This window comes from Mesorhizobium sp. M7A.F.Ce.TU.012.03.2.1, from assembly GCF_004006095.1.
GTDB lineage: Bacteria > Pseudomonadota > Alphaproteobacteria > Rhizobiales > Rhizobiaceae > Mesorhizobium.
The window spans coordinates 2,039,359-2,058,301 of the sequence record NZ_CP034779.1; the positions used below are offsets into that span (position 1 = coordinate 2,039,359).

Consider the following 18,943-nt stretch of genomic DNA (forward strand, 5'->3'; position numbering starts at 1 on the left):
GTGAAGAGGTCGACGACCGCGCCGAGGCGTCCTGACCTTGCCCCTCTGATCTAATCCGGTTTGAAGTTCGTTCTGGCCCATCCAGAGGACCAGGACATGAAACGCAGCCGCTTCTCTGAAGAGCAGATCATCGGAATTTTGAAGAAACACGAGGCCGGGGTATCGGTTGGCGATCTGTGCCGCAAGCACGGGGTCAGCGACGCCTCGATCTACAATTGGAAGGCCCGCTTCGGCGGGATGGATGTCACCGAGGCTCGGCGACCTGAAGGCGCTGGAGGACGAGAACACGCGCCTGAAGCGGCTTTTGGCCGACGCCATGCTCGACAATGCCGCGTGGAAGGACCTTGTGGGAAAGAAATGGTGACGCCCGCCGCCAAGCGGAAAGCTGTCGCTCGCCTGAAGGAAGGCTTCGGGATGAGCGAACGGCGGGCGTGTAAAGCCATCGGCTGTTGCCGCATGACGGTTCGCTACCAGACCAGCAGGCCGGACGACCGGGAGGTTCGCGAGCGGATGAAGGCGATCGCGCAGGAGCGTCGCCGGTTCGGCTACCGGCGTCTTCTCGTGATGCTGAGGCGGGAGGGCCTGGTCGTGAACCACAAGAAGCTGTTCCGGCTCTATCGGGAGGAGAAGCTCGCCGTTCGCCGCCGTGGCGGCCGCAAGCGGGCGATCGGGACCAGGGCGCCGATGCTGGTGCCGCTGAGGCCCGACGAGCGCTGGTCGCTCGACTTCGTATCGGACCAGCTCACCGACGGGCGCCGCTTCCGCATCCTGGCCGTCGTCGACGACTGCACGAGACAGTGGCCTGGCACTCATCGTTGATACGTCTCTCTCGGGCATGCGGGTTGCCCGCGAATTGGACCGGCTCATCACCGAGCGGGGCGGCCCAGGATGATCGTCAGCGACAATGGCAGCGAGTTCACCTCGAACGCCATCCTCTCCTGGGCGGATCAGAACCGCGTCGAATGGCATTACATTGCGCCCGGCAAGCCGATGCAGAATGGCTCCATCGAGAGCTTCAACGGCCGACTGCGCGATGAACTGCTCAACGAGACGCTGTTCACCTCGCTGGCTCAGGCGCGGGTAGCCATCGCCCTGTGGCACGCCGACTACAACACCGCGCGGCCGCACTCCCCCCTGGCAGACCCCGGCCAAGTTCGCCAGCACCTTCAATCCGCGACGGTCGCTCGCGCTGCGCTATGCCAAAGGCTCCGCGCCAGCGCCCGTCGCTTCACCCGCCCAGCAGGGCACAACCCACGCCGGAAACGAACTCAAAACTGCTGGGGCAACGTCAGTCCCATAGAGCCTTGATGGTTATCTCGGCCTTTGCTCGCAGCAGCGCCTTAGGTTGGGCGAAGGCGTTCTCAATCGGATTGAAGTCGGGACTGTAGGGCGGCAGGTAGAGCAGGCTCGCCTGCGGCCTCAATCGCGCCGCGCAGGGTTCTCCAGGCGGATGTCGCCAATGAATCCATGTCGCCCTCGCCAACCGCACAAGCGAAGGCCAGAAAGCCAACATGTGTTCTGCGGCTTAATTAAGAGTCAGCCGATGTCGGCCGAACATCACCTTGTCTCGAAGTCGACGATCGGACAGCAGGTTGCGAAAGTTGGCGCGATGCGAAACAAACTGCTGAAGCGCTCAACTTTTATTGATCACGCGTGTTGGACGCGACGCACTCCCGTTCCAATCGGGCTGAGCGCAAATTCTCCCGGTTCACAAAACTGAGTCGCTGGAGTAGTGGGGGCGCAGAGAAATCTCCGGTCGCAGCCTTACCCGGTCAAAACAAGGATACCAATGATGAAGACTCTCGCCGTCTGCTCTGGCGGATTGGACTCCGTTTCCCTTGCTCACATGGTGGCAGCGGAGCACGAACTCACCGGCCTTCTATCTTTCGACTATGGCCAACGGCACAGGAAGGAATTGGGCTTCGCCGCTCTTTGCGCGCAGCGACTGAAGGTCCCGCACCAGATCATCGACATCGGCGAAATTGGCCGTGGCCTTTCCGGCTCAGCGCTGACTAGCAGTATCGACGTGCCGGACGGCCACTACGCCGAAGACACGATGAAGATTACGGTGGTGCCGAACCGCAATGCCATCATGTTGGCAATCGCCTTCGGTCTCGCCGCCGCCCACAGCGCCGAAGCGGTGGCGGCGGCCGTGCATGGTGGGGACCATTTCATCTATCCCGATTGCCGTCCGGCCTTCATTGAAGCTTTCCAGACAATGCAAGACCGCGCGCTCGACGGCTATGCGCAGATACGGCTCTATGCACCGTATGTGAATCTCAGAAAAGCTGACATTGTTGCGGATGGCGCAAGATACGGCACCCCGTTTGCTGAGACCTGGTCCTGTTACAAGGGCGGCGTGCGTCACTGCGGACGATGCGGGACCTGCGTCGAGCGGCGCGAAGCGTTCCATCTCGCCGGGCACGCTGATCCCACCGACTACGAGGACGCCGATTTCTGGCTTGAGGCGCTGCGCAGGAGGCGCGCGTAATGTTCCACATCAGCAAGGAATTCCACTTCTCGGCCTCGCATCAGCTCACCTCCTTGCCTCCCAACCATCAATGCGCGCGCCTGCACGGGCATAACTATGTCGTCGTAGTGCAGCTGTCGGCCAAGGAACTGGACGCCCACGGCTTCGTGCGCGACTATCACGATCTGGCGCCGCTCAAACGCTACATTGACGAGAGCTTCGACCATCGGCACCTCAACGACGTGCTGGGACATGAGAAGGTCACGGCGGAATGCCTGGCCAGACATTTCTATGAATGGTGCAAGGCACGTCTGCCGCAGACCGCGGCCGTGCGCGTTAGCGAAACACCGAAAACTTGGGCGGAATACCGTCCGTGACCGACATGCATCCCGCAATCCGTGTGAGCGAGATATTCGGGCCGACTATCCAGGGCGAGGGCGTGCTCATCGGCTTGCCGACGGTGTTCATCAGAACCGGCGGATGTGATTATCGCTGTTCATGGTGCGACAGCCTTCACGCGGTGGACAATCAGTATCGCCATGAATGGCTACCGATGCCGATCGATGCCGTGTGGCAAACCGTCCATGCGCTTTCCGGCGGCAGGCCGGTTATGGTCTCCTTGTCAGGCGGCAACCCGGCCATTCAGCCGTTCGGTCCCCTCATAGAACGCGGCCATCGCGAGGGCTATCGTTTTGCACTGGAAACGCAGGGTTCCGTGGTGAGGGAGTGGTTTGCGGATCTTGACGTGCTGACCCTTAGCCCAAAGCCGCCGTCCAGCGAGATGACGACCCGTTGGGCTGCGTTTGATGCATGCCTCGAAGCGGCGCAAGAGAAGCCGCAAATCGTGCTCAAGCTCGTCGTTTTCGACGAGAGTGACTATGCCTACGCCAAAGAAGTCGCGGCGAGATATCCGCACCTTCCGATCTATCTGCAACCCGGCAATCACACGCCGCCGCGCCCTGGCAGTGAAGACGCCTCTGTCGACTTGGACGGAATAATGATGCGAATGGAATGGCTTGTCGAAAGGGTGACTAGCGACAGGTGGTTCGAAGCCCGCGTGTTGCCGCAGCTGCACGTTCTGCTTTGGGGTAACAAGAGGGCGGTCTAGTCTGCGGCTTGCGTCGCACCGGAAGGCCGGGCTCCAACGGCTTGGCAGGCTCTCTTCGCGTGCCGAGTACAGCCGAGCTTTGTTCGCGTCAGCGGTCTCGCGATTGTGCGGCTGGAAACCGCCCGGACACCCCGCTGCCGGCGTGTGTCACCTTGACTCCGATGAGCTGTCGTCACGCAAAGTTGAAATCCGCAAGAACTGGCCTTCTCGCCCCACCTGCTCCGTCGCAAGCACGTCATCCCCTCATCCTTGTCCAGCTCTTATCGATGTATCTCATTGTCCGGCCTGACGCACGACTGTCAGCATGGGAATGCATCCATTGCGCAAATGCCTTCCATAAAGAAGATCGATTTCCTCACTGGCCCAACGTGAAATATAGCAACGTTTTCGTGGCGTCGTCGGCTGCGTCGGGAGTAGCGATGAAAACGTATTGGGGTCGCCTGCGTCTCCTTGGGCAGCGAGTGTAAAGTATAGCGATGCGGCCTCAGGCGCGCGGCAGCCGCGCAGTGATCACCTTCGCCTGTGCCTTTGCGGCGGGGGTCAAGCGCTGGTCTGCTCAAATTTTTTATCGTTTAGCTGGTTGAAACTGCCCCCGTTGCGGGCTGCAGAAGCCGGCCAGCCGAGAAACGGGAGCCGCACTTATGAAAGCACGCCAAGGCATGCGGGCATCCATCAGTTGCAAAGGACAATAGTGGCCGCGCCGATTGGCCATCACGCGTCCATTAGGGCAGCCACCAACATCAGTTCGCAAGAGGAGCAAAAGCAATATGTATCGTCGTCACCTGATCAAAGGGTTGGTTGCGCTCGGCGCATGCCGGATTTGCGTTCAAGCCGCCCAAGCGACCAGTGCCCATTGGGGGTACACCGGTCCGGTCGGACCGGAGCACTGGGCTGATCTGGATAAGGAAAATTTCGTATGCTCTGCCGGCACGCAGCAATCGCCGATCAATATCAACAGCGCGGTCAAGGCGGATATCCCGCATATCGCCATCGGCTGGCACAAGGGCGGCGGCAATATGGTGAACAACGGCCACACCATTCAAATCAATATGCCACAAGGCAGCACGCTGACCCGCGGCGATCGTGTCTACGAACTGGTACAGTTCCATTTCCATGCGCCAAGCGAACATCACGTGGCGGGCAAGAGCTTCCCGATGGAGGTGCATTTCGTTCACAAGGACACGCAAAGTGGTACTCTGGGCGTGCTGGGCGTCTTTTTAACGCCCGGCGCGACAAATGCCAGCTTTGCTGCCCTTGCTGCGGCCTTTCCCGAACTGCCGAATGGGGAGGTGACGATCGACGAGGTGAATCCCAACTGGCTTCTGCCAGCCTCGCTTGGCTATTGGACTTATGAGGGCTCATTGACGACGCCGCCGTGCACCGAAAACGTCGAGTGGATGGTGGCGATGGAACCGGTTGACGTTGATCCGGCAGACATCCAGCGATTTACCTCACTCTACCCGTCGAACGCGCGCCCTAGTCATTCACCAAATCGACGCTTCATCCTGCGCCAGAGTTGAGCGCCGCCCCAGCGGTTCCGCACGGTCCAACATTCTTGGCACAAGTTGGCGCGAAGCCTCCTCTTCCGGTCTGGCGGTCTGACGGCGCTCCCCAAGCTGGCTAGTCTAAATGATAGGGATTCGGTGCCGGCACCACTCGTCCCAAAGACGTCGCGGCGAGGTTTGTCTGCAACCCGGCAATCACACGCCGCCCCGCCGTGGTAATGAAGACGTCTCTGTCGAGTCGGACGGAATATGATGCGCATGGAATCGCTGGTCGAAAAGGTGACCAGCGACAGGTGGTTCGAAGCCCGCGTCTTGCCGCAGCTGCACGTTCTACTCTGGGGTAACAAGAGGGCGGTGTATACCTTCTCCTAGCTTCGCCGCCAACTACTCGGTTTTCCGAATTGCTCTCTATATTCTTGAAGGCGATGCGTTCGTTAAAGACATATGCTGCGCACCTGGTGTAAAAGCTGCTCTCATCATGCAGAGGTCAAGCCAGTCGGGCTCATCCGAAGCTATGGCCGTGAGCACTGTTCAGTTCGGCAGAGAGGGCGCTTTTGTACACCATTTGCCATCGAGGCGGCCCCCGTAGCAGTCTGCAAGCGCCGCGACACTTCCTCTCGAACCCGCCAGCCCGCCTTTCGTGCAGCTCCTCTGAACAAAACAACCGCTCGCCCTTCAGTAGGTTGATGCGCGTCTCCCAGTAAGAGTCCTGTCCAAGAACGTGATAATCTTCTTGCCAGTGTTGTAGCTGATGTTGCCCTTGATGCCGCAGCCTACCGCGGCGGGACCAAACTCTATGGCAAGCAGGCCGGCTAGGATCGTGCAGCCAGTCGCGAGCCTCGCCCACAACAGGGTCTCACGCGCATGAGGGCGCCGACCATGGGTTCGGCGGTTCATACGCGTATAACACGTATCTTTCTGAAAAAATCAATGCTCTCGGCTAAGCTACTGAATTATTTGGCTTCCATATAGCGCGTCGGCGGAACCGACTTGTAGACGGGCTATGAAAGGTTAAGCGCGGATGTCTATCGGCCGCCGGCGTTCCCGCTCTGTAAGCCTGCCTGAACTACCCGCGCCGCGGTCAAGCCCCTAGCTCCTGCTCATCCAGCGACCGCCCGATCAATGGCAGGCTGGAAAGACAAGAGCCGATGTCTTCAGATGGTCTCGCCATCAGCTTTGGGCTAACTTCCCCATTCTCCCGCTTCGAGCTCGACACACGGCGGGTTGGATGGCGCACGACAATCTGTGTCGGCTTTGTCGTGTCCGTGACAGACGCCTGAAAGGCCCGTTCGCGCGTTTTGCCGCCGTCTAAGCGGCTGGAATTTAATGACAAAGTTTCTTCTGGGATCGGCCGATCACGCTGGTACGCTTTTTGCGATGCTTGGTGTGAGGCGGCACGAGCTGCCTATCGGCACTTGTGTCGCGGGCAGTCGCGATGATTAGAACGAAGGAAGGAAAGCTATTATGTCAGGTCTGCGTCAGATCGCCTTTTACGGAAAAGGCGGCATCGGCAAGTCCACCACGTCCCAAAATACGCTCGCTGCCCTTGTCGACCTCGGGCAGAGAATCCTCATCGTAGGATGCGACCCCAAAGCCGATTCCACACGCTTGATCCTGAATTCGAAAGCTCAGGATACCGTCCTGGATCTCGCCGCACAGGAAGGTTCGGTGGAAGACCTCGAACTCCAGGACGTGCTCAAGGTGGGCTACAGAGGCATCAAGTGCGTGGAGTCCGGCGGCCCCGAGCCGGGTGTCGGTTGCGCCGGCCGCGGCGTCATCACCTCGATCAATTTCCTCGAGGAGAATGGCGCTTATGACGATGTCGATTATGTCTCCTATGACGTCCTCGGCGACGTGGTATGCGGCGGCTTCGCCATGCCGATCCGCGAAGGCAAGGCCCAGGAGATCTATATCGTCATGTCCGGCGAGATGATGGCGCTCTATGCCGCCAACAACATCGCCAAGGGCATCCTCAAATATGCCCATTCGGGCGGTGTGCGGCTGGGCGGGCTGATCTGCAATGAACGTCAAACCGACCGCGAACTCGATCTGGCCGAAGCACTGGCTGGCCGATTGAATTCCAAGCTCATCCACTTCGTGCCCCGCGACAACATCGTCCAACATGCCGAACTCAGGAAGATGTCGGTGATCCAGTACGCGCCGGACTCAAAGCAGGCAGGGGAATACCGCGCTCTGGCCGAGAAGATCCACGCCAATTCGGGCCAGGGTACGATCCCGACGCCGATCACCATGGAGGAGCTGGAGGAGATGCTGCTCGACTTCGGCATCATGAAGACCGACGAGCAGATGCTTGCCGAGCTTCACTCCAAGGAAGCGGCGAAGGCGGCGGCCCAGTAGTGACATTAGCGCTGCCATCAATCGGCGCGCCTTGCAGAGAACGGCGCCTATTCTTTGAGGCGTCACCCAACCTTGAAAGGGGGACTCATGAGCCGGGAATACGAGAATGACGGTGCTCTTCATGCGAAGCTTATCGAAGAGGTGCTGTCGCATTATCCCGACAAGGCGGCGAAGCGCCGCAAGAAGCACCTCAACGTCGCAAAGAGCGGCAACGAGGCTGGCGGGGAAAGCGAGGTCCTTTCCGAATGCGACGTCAAATCGAACATCAAGTCCATTCCCGGGGTGATGACGATTCGCGGCTGTGCATATGCTGGTTCGAAAGGCGTGGTGTGGGGGCCAGTCAAGGATATGGTCCATATCTCGCACGGCCCGGTCGGCTGCGGCCAATATTCTTGGTCGCAGCGCCGCAACTACTACGTCGGTACAACGGGCGTCGACACGTTCGGGACAATGCAGTTCACCTCCGATTTCCAGGAGAAGGACATCGTCTTCGGCGGCGACAAGAAGCTGGAACAGATCATTGACGAGATTGAAGTCTTGTTTCCGCTCAACAACGGCATCACCGTGCAGTCCGAATGCCCTATCGGCCTGATTGGCGATGACACCGAGGCCGTTTCTCGCAAAAAGACCAAGGAGTATGACAAGACGATCGTGCCGGTACGCTGCGAGGGCTTCCGCGGCGTCTCGCAGTCGCTTGGCCACCACATCGCCAATGATGCAATCCGGGATTGGGTCTTCGACAAAAAGGATGTCAAGTTCGAGGCCGGCCGCTACGACGTCAACGTCATCGGCGACTACAATATCGGCGGCGATGCCTGGGCCTCGCGCATACTGCTTGAGGAGATAGGGCTGCGCGTGGTTGGCAACTGGTCGGGTGACGCCACACTCGCAGAGATCGAGCGCGCCCCGAAGGCTAAGCTCAATCTTATCCACTGCTACCGGTCGATGAATTACATCTGTCGGCATATGGAGGAAAAGTATGGCGTCGCTTGGATGGAGTACAATTTCTTCGGTCCCTCCCAGATCGAAGCCTCTCTGCGCAACATAGCCAAGCATTTTGGGCCGGAAATCGAGGAGAAGACCGAAAAGGTCATTGCCAAGTACAGGCCGCTTGTTGATGCGGTCATCGCCAAGTACCTGTCGCGCCTGGAAGGAAATACCGTGATGCTCTATGTCGGCGGCCTGCGCCCCCGCCACGTCGTCACGGCCTACGAGGACCTCGGCATGGTCATCGTGGGCACCGGCTATGAATTCGCCCACAGCGACGACTATCAGCGCACCGGCCACTACGTGAAGAACGGCACGCTGATCTACGATGACGTGACCGGCTATGAGTTGGAGAAATTCATCGAAGGGATTCGCCCAAATCTGGTCGGCTCGGGAATCAAAGAAAAATACCCGGTGCAGAAGATGGGCATACCGTTCCGCCAGATGCATTCCTGGGATTATTCAGGCCCGTATCACGGCTACGATGGCTTTGCCATTTTCGCACGTGATGTGGATCTCGCCATCAACAACCCGGTCTGGGACCTATTCCACGCGCCTTGGAAAAGAAGCCGGGGCGATGAGCGGGCGATGGCTGCCGAATAAACATTTGCTTCAGCCCCAGTCTCCCACTGAGACGGTGAACTCCCGCGGCCTCTGATCCGCCGGAGCCTGGAACGTCTTGACGTCCTGAGCTGCCGTCCCGCGCAGCCAGATGCAAAAGAGGTAATCATCATGCCGCAGTCGGCTGAAAAAATTCTCGATCACGCTCCCCTGTTCCGCGAGCCGGAATACAGAAAGATGCTCGCTGAGAAGAAGCTAAACTTCGAATGTCCGCACCCCGATGAAATCGTTTCCGATCAGCGCGATTTCACCCAGACGTGGGAATACCGCGAAAAGAACCTCGCCCGCAAAGCGCTTGTCGTGAACCCGGCCAAGGCCTGCCAGCCGCTGGGTGCGGTATTCGCTGCCGCCGGCTTCGAGCGAACCATGTCCTTCGTCCACGGCAGCCAAGGTTGCGTCGCCTATTACCGCTCGCACCTGTCGCGCCATTTCAAGGAGCCTGCCGCGGCGGTCTCCTCCTCAATGACCGAGGATGCGGCGGTGTTTGGCGGCCTGAAGAACATGGTCGACGGGCTCGCCAACACCTACCAGCTCTACGACCCCAAGATGATTGCCGTGTCGACGACCTGTATGGCAGAGGTCATTGGCGACGACCTGCACAGCTTCATCCAGAACGCCAAGGACGAAGATTCAGTCCCGCGCGACTTCGACGTGCCCTTTGCCCACACCCCGGCCTTCGTTGGCAGTCATGTCGACGGCTATGACAACATGGTCAAAGGCATTTTGGAGCACTTCTGGAAAGGTCAGGAGCGTACGCAAATCGAAGGAACCATCAACATCATTCCGGGCTTCGACGGCTTCTGCGTCGGCAACAACCGGGAGCTCAAGCGCCTGCTCGATGTAATGGGCGTGTCCTATACATTGATCCAGGATGCCTCTGACCAGTTCGATACGCCTTCGGACGGTGAATACCGCATGTATGACGGGGGCACGAAGATCAACGAGGTGAAGAAGGCCCTCAACGCCGAGGCAACGCTTTCGCTGCAGCATCACAACACCCGAAAGACACTGGGCTATTGCGAGGAGGTCGGGCAGGCGACGGCCTCGTTCCACTATCCGCTCGGCGTTCAGGCGACGGACGAATTCCTGATGGAGGTCGCGGCGATTTCCGGCAAGGAGATTCCCGAGGCAATTCGCCTCGAGCGCGGCCGACTGGTAGACGCCATGGCGGACAGCCAATCCTGGTTGCATGGTAAGAAATACGCCATCTACGGTGATCCCGACTTCGTTCACGCAATGGCCCGCTTTGTCATGGAGACCGGCGGCGAGCCAACCCATTGCCTCGCCACCAATGGCACCTCGGCATGGGAAGCCGATTTGAAGAAGCTGCTAGCATCCTCGCCTTTCGGCAAGGCTGCCCAGGTTTGGGCGGGCAAGGACCTGTGGGCGCTGCGCTCACTGCTCTTTACCGAGCCGGTGGACCTTTTGATCGGCAATTCCTACGGCAAGTACCTGGAGCGCGACACCGGAACACCGCTGATCCGGCTGATGTTTCCGATCTTCGATCGGCACCATCATCACCGCTTTGCGCTCTTTGGCTACCAGGGAGCGTTGCGCGTGCTGACGACGATCCTCGACAAGATCTTCGACAAACTCGATCGCGAGACGAGCGAGACGGGTGTGACGGATTATTCCTATGACCTCACGCGCTAAGAGCCGTGGCCGGCTTTTCGCCGAGGCCATTCCTTGCCCAATGGACTGGGGAGGCTGAGCGATGTCCTCCCTCAGCGCCAAAATCAAGGACGCCTTCGATGAGCCCGCCTGCGATAAGAACCGTGGCAAAGATGCCAAGGCGCGCAAGGAGGGCTGCTCGAAGTCGCTGACACCAGGGGCGGCAGCCGGCGGCTGCGCCTTTGACGGAGCCAAGATCGTCCTGCAGCCGATCACCGACGTTGCGCATCTGGTCCATGCGCCGCTCGCCTGCGAGGGCAATTCTTGGGACAACCGTGGTGCGGTTTCGTCAGGGCCGACCTTGTGGCGGACAAGCTTCACGACCGACCTCACCGAACTCGACCTTGTGATGGGGCAGGGCGAGCGGAAACTCTTCAAGGCGATCCGCGAGATCAAGCACACATACGCGCCGCCGGCGATCTTCGTCTACTCGACTTGCGTAACGGCGCTGATCGGTGACGACATCGAGGCCGTGTGCAAACGCGCCACGGAAAAGTTCGGTTTGGCCGTGGTGCCGATCAATGCGCCTGGCCTGGCAGGCTCCAAGAACCTCGGCAATAAGCTCGCCGCCGAGGCGTTGCTCGATCATGTCATCGGCACGGTCGAACCCGACGACCCCGGACCCTACGACATCAACATCCTTGGCGAATTCAACCTCTCGGGCGAATTCTGGCTTGTAAAGCCGCTCCTCGATCGGCTCGGGATCCGGGTGCGCGCCTGCATTCCCGGCGATGCGCGTTACCGCGACATTGCTTCCGCGCACCGCGCCCGGGCGGCAATGATGGTGTGCTCGACCGCGCTGATCAGTCTTGCCCGCAAGATGGAGGAGCGCTGGGACATCCCGTTCTTCGAGGGCTCCTTCTATGGCATCTCCGACACATCGCAAGCTCTTCGAAACCTTGTCAGGCTGCTGGTGAGGAAGGGCGCCGATCCGGAGATCCTCGAGCGCACAGAGACGCTGATCGCGCAGCAGGAGGCGATCGCGTGGAAGAAACTCGAATCCTACCGGCAAAGGCTCCAAGGCAAGCGCGTGCTGCTCAACACAGGCGGTGTGAAGTCCTGGTCGGTTGTCCATGCGCTGATGGAGATCGGAATCGAGATCGTCGGCACCTCGATCAAGAAATCTACGGTGCAGGACAAGGAGCGCATCAAACAAGTTCTCAAGCACGACAAGCACATGTTCGAATCCATGGCTGCGAGCGAGCTGTACGCCATGCTCTCTGAACACAGGGCCGATATCATGCTGTCGGGCGGTCGCACGCAATTCATTGCGCTCAAGGCCAAGACGCCCTGGCTCGATATCAACCAGGAGCGCCAGCATCCTTATGCCGGCTATGACGGCATGGTGGAACTCGTACGCCAGATCGACCTCGCCATTCACAATCCGATCTGGTCTCAGGTGCGCCAGCCGGCCCCGTGGGATTGCCAGCCTGAGCTGATAGGCGAATTGCCGTGCACGAGGAACGAGACCGCGTACCTGTTTGATGAATTCGCCTGCGCGACGGCACACGAGTGTTGAGGCGACCGATGGCCCGCATCCTTCCCCAGAGCAAATCGGCGGCAGTCAACCCGCTGAAGTCGTCGCAGCCGCTGGGTGCCGCCTTTGCCTTTCTTGGCGTCGACGGTGCGATGCCGCTGTTCCACGGCAGCCAAGGCTGCACAAGCTTTGCGCTCGTTCTCTTCGTGCGGCACTTCAAAGAAGCGATTCCCTTGCAGACTACGGCGATGGATGAGGTGGCGACCATCCTCGGCGCAGCCGACCATCTGGAAGAGGCGATCCTCAACCTCAAGAACCGCACGAAGCCAACGCTGATCGGGGTGTGCACGACCGCGCTGGTGGAGACGCGTGGCGAAGATTGCGCGGGTGATATTGCCAACATCATGCGGAAGCACACGCAACAGCTTGCGGGTACGGAGGTCGTGCTGGCCAACACGCCGGATTTTGACGGCGCGATCGAAGAGGGCTGGGCCAAGGCAGTCACCGCAATGATCGAAGGGATTACGCGCTCGGGCGAACGGGCGCGGCACCCGAAGAAGATCGCAATCCTGCCCGGATGCAACCTCTCTGTCGCCGACATCGAGCATATGCGGGACATGGTTGAAAGCTTTGGGCTCAAGCCGGTTATTCTGCCCGACATTTCAGGCTCGCTCGACGGTACGGTTCCTGACCGCTGGGTAGCGACCACATACGGCGGCACCAGCGTCGAAGACATTCGCGAGTTGGGTACGGCCATGCGATGCATCGCCATCGGTGAGCACATGCGCCGCCCGGCGAAAGCGCTGCTCGGGTTGACCGGCGTGCCTTACGTGTTGTTCCAGTCACTGACTGGGCTGCAGGACACGGACCGCTTCGTGTCGCTGCTGTCTTCGATTTCGGGCGCGGCGGTACCGGCCCGCGTGCGCCGGCGCCGGGCGCAATTGCAGGATGCGATGCTCGACGGACATTTCCATTTCGGCGGCAAGAAAATTGCCATCGCTGCCGAACCAGACCAGCTGTTCCAACTTGCAACCTTCTTTGCTGGTCTCGGCTCCGAGATAGCCGCGGCCGTCACAACGACCGACAGGTCTAAAATTCTCAAGAAAGTCCCGGCGGTTTCGGTTCAGATCGGCGATCTCGGCGATCTGGAAAGTCTTGCCGTCGGTGCTGACCTGCTTGTCACGCATTCGCACGGGCGCCAAGCATCGGAGCGGCTCGGAATTCCGCTCATGCGCATCGGGTTCCCGGTCTTCGATCGACTAGGCAGCCAGCACAAGCTCGCAATTCTCTATCAGGGCACCCGCGACATGATCTTCGAGGTCGCCAGCATCTTCCAGGCCAACCAACACGCGCCCACTCCTGAGGCGCTTGATCCACTCCGTAATCGAGAAATATCACGATGAACGCTGTTCGCCGCCTCTCGCTGGTCAGTAATGAGGTTTTCGCCCCGATGCCTGAACGACGTAAGGGCGCATTGCGCGTTGCGATCGCCACTCAGGACATGCAGGACCTCAACGCCCATTTCGGGTCGGCCAGGCGCTTTGCTGTCTACGACGTGACGCGCGAGGAATGGAATCTCGTAGAAGCCGTGGCCTTCGATGACGTGTCCGATGAAAGCGGGGAGCATCGGGCCGAGCGCGATGATCGCATCACGCCAAAGGTGGATGCGCTCAAGGGCTGTCAGATCCTGTTTTGTCTGGCAATTGGCGGCCCTTCGGCAGCCAAGCTTGTCGCGGCAAAAATCCACCCGATCAAAGTGGCGGAGCCCCAATCGATCCCACAGGTGCTCTTGCGCACGCAGATGATGCTCAGGACGTGTCCTCCGCCTTGGCTGCGCAAGGTGCTGGCGCGAGCGGGCATTGCCGAAAAGAAACCGTCTTTCGAGGACGAGGACTGAAAAGAGGAGGACGCCAATGCCTGACCCCGCAATCCCCCCAGCTGTCGCCGAAGACGAGGCGGCTCTTTGCACCCCGTTCGTCAAATGCCTCGTGCGGCTGATCCGTTCTCAGGATTCCTATGGCTCGTGGGAACGCAAAGCGGACGCTGAGCTGCTGGGCGACTTCATCATTACCAAGGAACAGCGCCGAGGGATCCCAATCATCGGAGATCCCGATCCCGACGTGCTGTGGAGGCTCGACAAGTACTACGCCGCCATCGGGCTCGCGATCGAGGAGCGCTGCGGCCTTATGGCATCGCCGATGATCCAGGTGAGCCATGAGGGTTTTGGTCGGGTGCTTTTCACGACCGGACGGCTGGTCGTTTTGTCCAAAACGCTGCGCGATGTCCACCGGTTTGGCTTCGAGACGCTCCTGAAGCTCGCCACGGCCGGTACGAAGCTGGTCGACGATGCGATTTCAGTCATCGAAACCTTTCCCCACGTGGCGCTGGCATGATGGGCGCGATTTTCGAGAAAGGCCATCATGACGGACCCGAGAAACTATGTTGGCCAGTCCCCTCGATCCAGGGACTCGAGGCCGACCAGGTTGTTGGGGTATCGCCGATGAAGAAGCCGCTGGTCCTGATCTGCTCGCAAGATGCCGAGTTCTATCTGCTCTACAGTCACATACTGGAGGTTGACGGTTTCAGCAGTGAGACGGCAGACGGCGCGAAGGCTGCGCTGGCCTTGGCCGAACAACGGGAGCTTCAGGCCGTAGTGCTGGATTGCGACCCAGCCAGCATAAACGGGTCCGCAATTTGCGCCCACCTCAAGCGGGAACCGCGCACCACCGACCTGCCTATCATCGCCCTGATCGCGCCTGGCGCCGAGCACCAGCACCTCGATCTCTTGAAGGCAGGCGTTGAGAGCTTTGTGCGGCCGGTGGCTCCGGCCAAGCTGCTCGACTGCCTGCGGGCGAGGCTCGGGCTGACCAAGCGTGGTCCGAACGGGGTTGAAAACGACAGTTGGATTTGTTGTGGAGGCCTGGAGATGAAGCTCGATGCCCATCGGGTTCGCGGTAATGGCCACGACATCCATCTCGGACGGATCGATTTCAACGTGCTGCGGCTTATGATTGAGGCCCCCGGCAAGGTCTTCAGCCGGGACGAGCTTATCGGGGCGGCCTGGCTGCCCAACATTCATGTCGGTGCACGCACCGTCGATGTCCATATCAGCCGAATCAGGAGGGCGCTGAAAACGGCCTTGCCCGGCAGCGTCATTCGCACCGTCAGGTCGGCCGGCTACTCGCTCGAGAAGCCGGACGACTGAAATCGGTGATCGAACGTGGTGCCGCTCTCTCTTCCTCCTGAGAGCGGTGTTGCCGCTTTGAGGCGCTCCTAACGAAGACCAGGAGAAGCAGGCAAATGGAATTTAAAAGCATATTCAGTGTGACGGGTGCTGATCATTCTGATGAGGACCTCACAACAGCTGCCGGACTGTGTGCCGAGGTCGGCGCGCACCTATCGGTACTCATTATACCGCCTCCATTGCTCTTGATGTCGTCTCCGCCCCCCGAATGGAATACAGGACGTGCACAGGCAATTGCAGTACCGAACTATCGATTTCAGCAAATCGAGAAATTTTCACAGGACGTGACCAGAATGGAAAGACGGTCCGCGGATATCCTCAAAAGGCTGAAAGCTATGTCGCTTTCCTGTGACGTTGACACCGACTATTGCGATCCGGCTAGCCTCGGTGAAGTGGCACGACAGCGGGCGCTCTGCGCTGACCTGACGATCGTTGGAGGAGACCTCCTCAACGATGAGACTCTCGGACCTCCTGTTGTCAACGGCTGCTTGTTCGATAGCGGAAAGCCGGTGCTCATCGTGCCGAAGGGCGTTAAGGCGACGCTGTCGCCTCGACGCGTGCTGGTCGGCTGGGATTCGCGTGTAGAGGCCTCGCGTGCGGTTCGGGAAGCTCTTAGTATCCTATCCGCTGCCAAGGAAGTCTGTGTCGCTATGGTCGATCCAAAGGCGCAAAACAACGGGAAAGGCGCGCAGTCTGGAGCTGACATCGCTGCCTATCTTACTCGGCACGGTGCTCGGGTCTCCGTTGACCTGCTTAAGAGCGCCGGCAAATCGGCGGGCACAGTGCTGACCCAGCACGCGAACGACATCTGTGCTGACATGATGGTTATGGGTGCTTATGGCAGCCGTGGGCTGCGTGAGCGGATTTTCGGCGGTCCGCCGAGCTGGAGCTTTGGGAAGACCACATTGCCGCTGTTTTTGGCTCGCTGATCAGCTCCGTAGGAACACCGATCAGGTCGTAGGACCGCCAACCAGTCCGAAGTCGTCGTCGGTTACCGGTCGGATTGCGGAGACATGGCTGGATCCGCGAACATCTTGCGACGCTTGTCAGAGCCAAACCGGACGCCTCGACTGCTTCACGACGCTCTCGTGAACCAACTCGTGCGAGATCGTCCGCAACGGGCAGTAAAGACGAACGGCTGCAGCAGACCGCAGCCAAGCCACAGGGCGGGTGTACCAGGAGACCCCGCCTCGTGCGCGAACCCTGTTGGAAGGCCCCTTATCAGTACCCGGACGCGCGTCAAATCGGCGGCTGTCCCTGTCAGCCTGCGGTGTGCAAGGGCCGCTGCCGCGGAGCTTCCCCTGCCCGATCGTCGGGCGTGCGACAATGTCGGATTCCAGACGAGCTGGAACTGCGCGAACTCGTTGGTTTGACAGGTCTTTATCCGGCACGCCGCATGCATGGGAGTCTCCGAAAGCATTAAGAGCCGTTATCCATGGTTACGCCCCTCGAAAGAAAGAGCCGCTTCCGTCGTGGCAGGGAAACAGCCACTCCTGGGGTGGAGGCCGGCGCTAGAAGCCGCCGTAAGATCCGGAAGAGCCGCGCGACAGCATCACACACTTTCCTTCTGCTCTTGGGTTCGGATCACGCCGCGCCGCTGTCGATGCCGCCGACATTGAGCCCAAGACCTGGAAGGCGGCACACGCTTTTGCTGTCCTCTCAGTCGGGACCGCGGCTCAAGCATGCCTGTGAGGTTCGCATTGCTCAATGCCCGGCGATCGACGTCAACATGCCGCTGAGTTGGAAAACACTCCTAGAGGAGTAAGGATAAGTGGACCTCTTTTGTATTGGTGTGGGTGCTGGACCATCTAATTTGAGCCTTGCGTGTCAGATACAGGAAGAGATTGCGCAAGGGGCACTGTTCCTGGACCGGGAGGTCGATTTCCGAGGACATCCAGGCAGCGCTTTCGATTGCGCGGAGCTCCAGGTCGGCCACTTCCAGGATCTGGTTACTCTGGTCAATCCGCGATCAGCCTACACATTCGTAAACTACCTCCACGAGAACGGGCGTCTTTACAATTTCCTCAATGCGCAATTTCACGGGGTGCTTAGAGCCGAGTTCGCCCAATATCTCAACTGGGCGTTCCAGAAGAATCCGCTTGTCCGTGGCGGCGAGGCCGTTCGCGAAATCCGCTTTGACGGCGAGTTTCGCGTGCGGACGGACAACGCGGTCCTTGATGCAAGAAACCTCGTCATCGACATAGGCAAGCAGGCGCAAATTCCGCCTCAGTTTCATGGCTGGACTGGACCCAACCTGTTCCACTCATCTGAGTTGGCCCACATCAATCCTGAGGTGCAAAAAAAGCATGTCTGCGTTGTTGGCGGCGGACAGTCGGGAGCCGAGCTGCTACTGCACCTTGTCGGCCGGCCGAAAGAACGGCGGCCCGCGGCGATCACATGGGTCTTGACGCGCGAGATGCCTTTCGACGACCACGCGTTCACAAACGGGCTGTTCACGCCATGCTTCTCGGATCGTTTTGCTGCGATGAGCGAGGTGCATCGACAGCTGTTCCTGCGGCGTTTCGCGCTTGCCTCCGAGGGCATTTCAGAAAGCAAGTTGCGCGCGGTCTATCAGGCGCTCTACCACCACGCCTTTCTCGAGCCACACCAATGCGAGATCACATTGCGGCCAAGTTGCAACGTGTCGCGCTGCATCAATGCCGGAGCAGGGCACAGGCTCACGCTGCAACGCGGCTTGGACAACATCGGAGAAGTAACCGCCGATATCGTCATCCTGGCCACCGGTTACGAGAAACCGCTGCCGGGTTTCCTAGAACCGATCGCAGATCGCCTCGAACAGATCGGCAATGAGCTCGCCATCGGCGAGGATTTTTCGGTGTACTGGGACGGACCGCGAGACCGACGCCTTTTCGTTCAGAACGCCTGCCTTGGACAGCGCGGGCTGGCTGATCCGAACTTTGGGCTGCTGGCCTGGCGAGCGCGCCGCATCCTTGACAGCCTTCTGCGGCGCGCGCCATGCGCCAATCCCGAGCATCTAGGGTTCATCAACCGTCCCTTGACGGAGTGCTGGCCCGACCTCGGAGTCGAACAAATGGGCAGCGGGATATGATTCGTCGATATTGATGATCGGCGGTGGCATTCAGGAAAGATTTCCGCCTCTGGCGGCAAAAGCGGACGAGCAATATTCCTACGGCGTCAGATCGCTCTGCTCGCGCTTGAGCAAGGTAGCGTCGCGCGACTCCTGCTTGGCGTGAAACAGCAAAGGGCATTCAATCACGATGCAGCTTTACGTGCTGTCGGGCTCAACGCCACGTGGATCGAGCCCGACGCCGCCGTTGGCAACCGCGACGCGAATTATGACGCCGGGCCACATGCGGCGGTGGCTGCAAGGGTACCGAGCCTCTCCCGCACTTTCGACCCCATCGCCGAAGTGCGACTACTCCAGGACGCCGAAGCCGGTCTTACGCCAGCGGGCCAGCCAAACTCTCACCTTCCTAAACGGCAGCCGCTAAGGTGAGCCGTCGAAAGCCGACATTCAGGT

At 59.7% G+C, this 18,943-nt stretch carries 14 protein-coding genes and 3 pseudogenes; 16 read left to right on the forward strand and 1 reads right to left on the reverse strand.

Translation table 11 applies throughout. The features are described from left to right. The first annotated feature begins 96 nt into the window (after positions 1-96). Positions 97-1,300, forward strand: a pseudogene (locus EJ079_RS09870) (IS3 family transposase). Here EJ079_RS09870 and EJ079_RS09875 read toward each other — a convergent pair. Beyond that, a pseudogene (locus EJ079_RS09875) lies at positions 1,292-1,436 on the reverse strand (transposase); the annotation flags it as partial. The pseudogenes EJ079_RS09870 and EJ079_RS09875 overlap by 9 nt on opposite strands. 356 nt (positions 1,437-1,792) lie before the next feature. Between EJ079_RS09875 and queC the strand changes: the two are divergent. The 15 genes and pseudogenes from queC to EJ079_RS09950 all read left to right on the forward strand — a co-directional run bounded on the left by queC (position 1,793) and on the right by EJ079_RS09950 (position 18,511). Beyond that, positions 1,793-2,491, forward strand: coding sequence for a 7-cyano-7-deazaguanine synthase QueC (gene queC / locus EJ079_RS09880; protein ID WP_024505257.1), 699 nt, complete (start codon positions 1,793-1,795; stop codon positions 2,489-2,491). Further along, entirely contained in the window at positions 2,491-2,847 is a 357-nt protein-coding gene (gene queD / locus EJ079_RS09885; RefSeq protein ID WP_024505258.1) for a 6-carboxytetrahydropterin synthase QueD, read from the forward strand. Before queC ends, queD begins: the two co-directional genes overlap by 1 nt. Positions 2,848-2,852: 5 nt before the next feature. Beyond that, on the forward strand, positions 2,853-3,578 hold the full coding sequence (gene queE / locus EJ079_RS09890) for a 7-carboxy-7-deazaguanine synthase QueE (protein WP_164752747.1): 726 nt from the start codon (positions 2,853-2,855) through the stop codon (positions 3,576-3,578). A 767-nt stretch (positions 3,579-4,345) separates the two neighbouring features. Further along, positions 4,346-5,098: a carbonic anhydrase gene (locus EJ079_RS09895; RefSeq protein ID WP_024505260.1), complete on the forward strand. Its 753-nt coding sequence runs from the start codon at positions 4,346-4,348 to the stop codon at positions 5,096-5,098. A 160-nt stretch (positions 5,099-5,258) separates the two neighbouring features. Further along, positions 5,259-5,455 (forward strand): annotated as a pseudogene (locus tag EJ079_RS33765) (7-carboxy-7-deazaguanine synthase QueE); the annotation flags it as partial. A 1,092-nt stretch (positions 5,456-6,547) separates the two neighbouring features. Continuing rightward, on the forward strand, positions 6,548-7,441 hold the full coding sequence (gene nifH / locus EJ079_RS09905; RefSeq protein WP_024505261.1) for a nitrogenase iron protein: 894 nt from the start codon (positions 6,548-6,550) through the stop codon (positions 7,439-7,441). Positions 7,442-7,528: 87 nt separating this feature from the next. Then, positions 7,529-9,031 carry a nitrogenase molybdenum-iron protein alpha chain gene (gene nifD / locus EJ079_RS09910; protein WP_127811312.1) on the forward strand — a complete coding sequence of 501 codons (1,503 nt, stop codon included), beginning with the start codon at positions 7,529-7,531 and terminating at the stop codon, positions 9,029-9,031. Between the two features lie 129 nt (positions 9,032-9,160). Continuing rightward, complete coding sequence (gene nifK / locus EJ079_RS09915; RefSeq protein ID WP_024505263.1) at positions 9,161-10,702, forward strand: nitrogenase molybdenum-iron protein subunit beta; 1,542 nt, start codon at positions 9,161-9,163, stop codon at positions 10,700-10,702. A 61-nt stretch (positions 10,703-10,763) separates the two neighbouring features. After that, positions 10,764-12,239 (forward strand): nitrogenase iron-molybdenum cofactor biosynthesis protein NifE, encoded by a 1,476-nt coding sequence (gene nifE / locus EJ079_RS09920; protein WP_095489376.1) that lies wholly within the window; start codon positions 10,764-10,766, stop codon positions 12,237-12,239. Between the two features lie 8 nt (positions 12,240-12,247). Further along, on the forward strand, positions 12,248-13,600 hold the full coding sequence (gene nifN / locus EJ079_RS09925) for a nitrogenase iron-molybdenum cofactor biosynthesis protein NifN (protein ID WP_126104986.1): 1,353 nt from the start codon (positions 12,248-12,250) through the stop codon (positions 13,598-13,600). Next, complete coding sequence (gene nifX / locus EJ079_RS09930; RefSeq protein ID WP_126097324.1) at positions 13,597-14,094, forward strand: nitrogen fixation protein NifX; 498 nt, start codon at positions 13,597-13,599, stop codon at positions 14,092-14,094. The genes nifN and nifX overlap by 4 nt, the downstream gene beginning before the upstream one ends. A gap of 16 nt (positions 14,095-14,110) precedes the next feature. Further along, on the forward strand, positions 14,111-14,590 hold the full coding sequence (locus tag EJ079_RS09935; RefSeq protein WP_024505267.1) for a NifX-associated nitrogen fixation protein: 480 nt from the start codon (positions 14,111-14,113) through the stop codon (positions 14,588-14,590). Further along, positions 14,587-15,402 (forward strand): response regulator transcription factor, encoded by an 816-nt coding sequence (locus tag EJ079_RS09940; RefSeq protein ID WP_063169370.1) that lies wholly within the window; start codon positions 14,587-14,589, stop codon positions 15,400-15,402. Before EJ079_RS09935 ends, EJ079_RS09940 begins: the two co-directional genes overlap by 4 nt. Before the next feature lie 95 nt (positions 15,403-15,497). Next, on the forward strand, positions 15,498-16,370 hold the full coding sequence (locus EJ079_RS09945; protein WP_063169369.1) for a universal stress protein: 873 nt from the start codon (positions 15,498-15,500) through the stop codon (positions 16,368-16,370). 842 nt (positions 16,371-17,212) lie between these two features. After that, on the forward strand, positions 17,213-18,511 hold the full coding sequence (locus EJ079_RS09950; RefSeq protein WP_063169368.1) for a SidA/IucD/PvdA family monooxygenase: 1,299 nt from the start codon (positions 17,213-17,215) through the stop codon (positions 18,509-18,511). Positions 18,512-18,943: the final 432 nt, after the last annotated feature.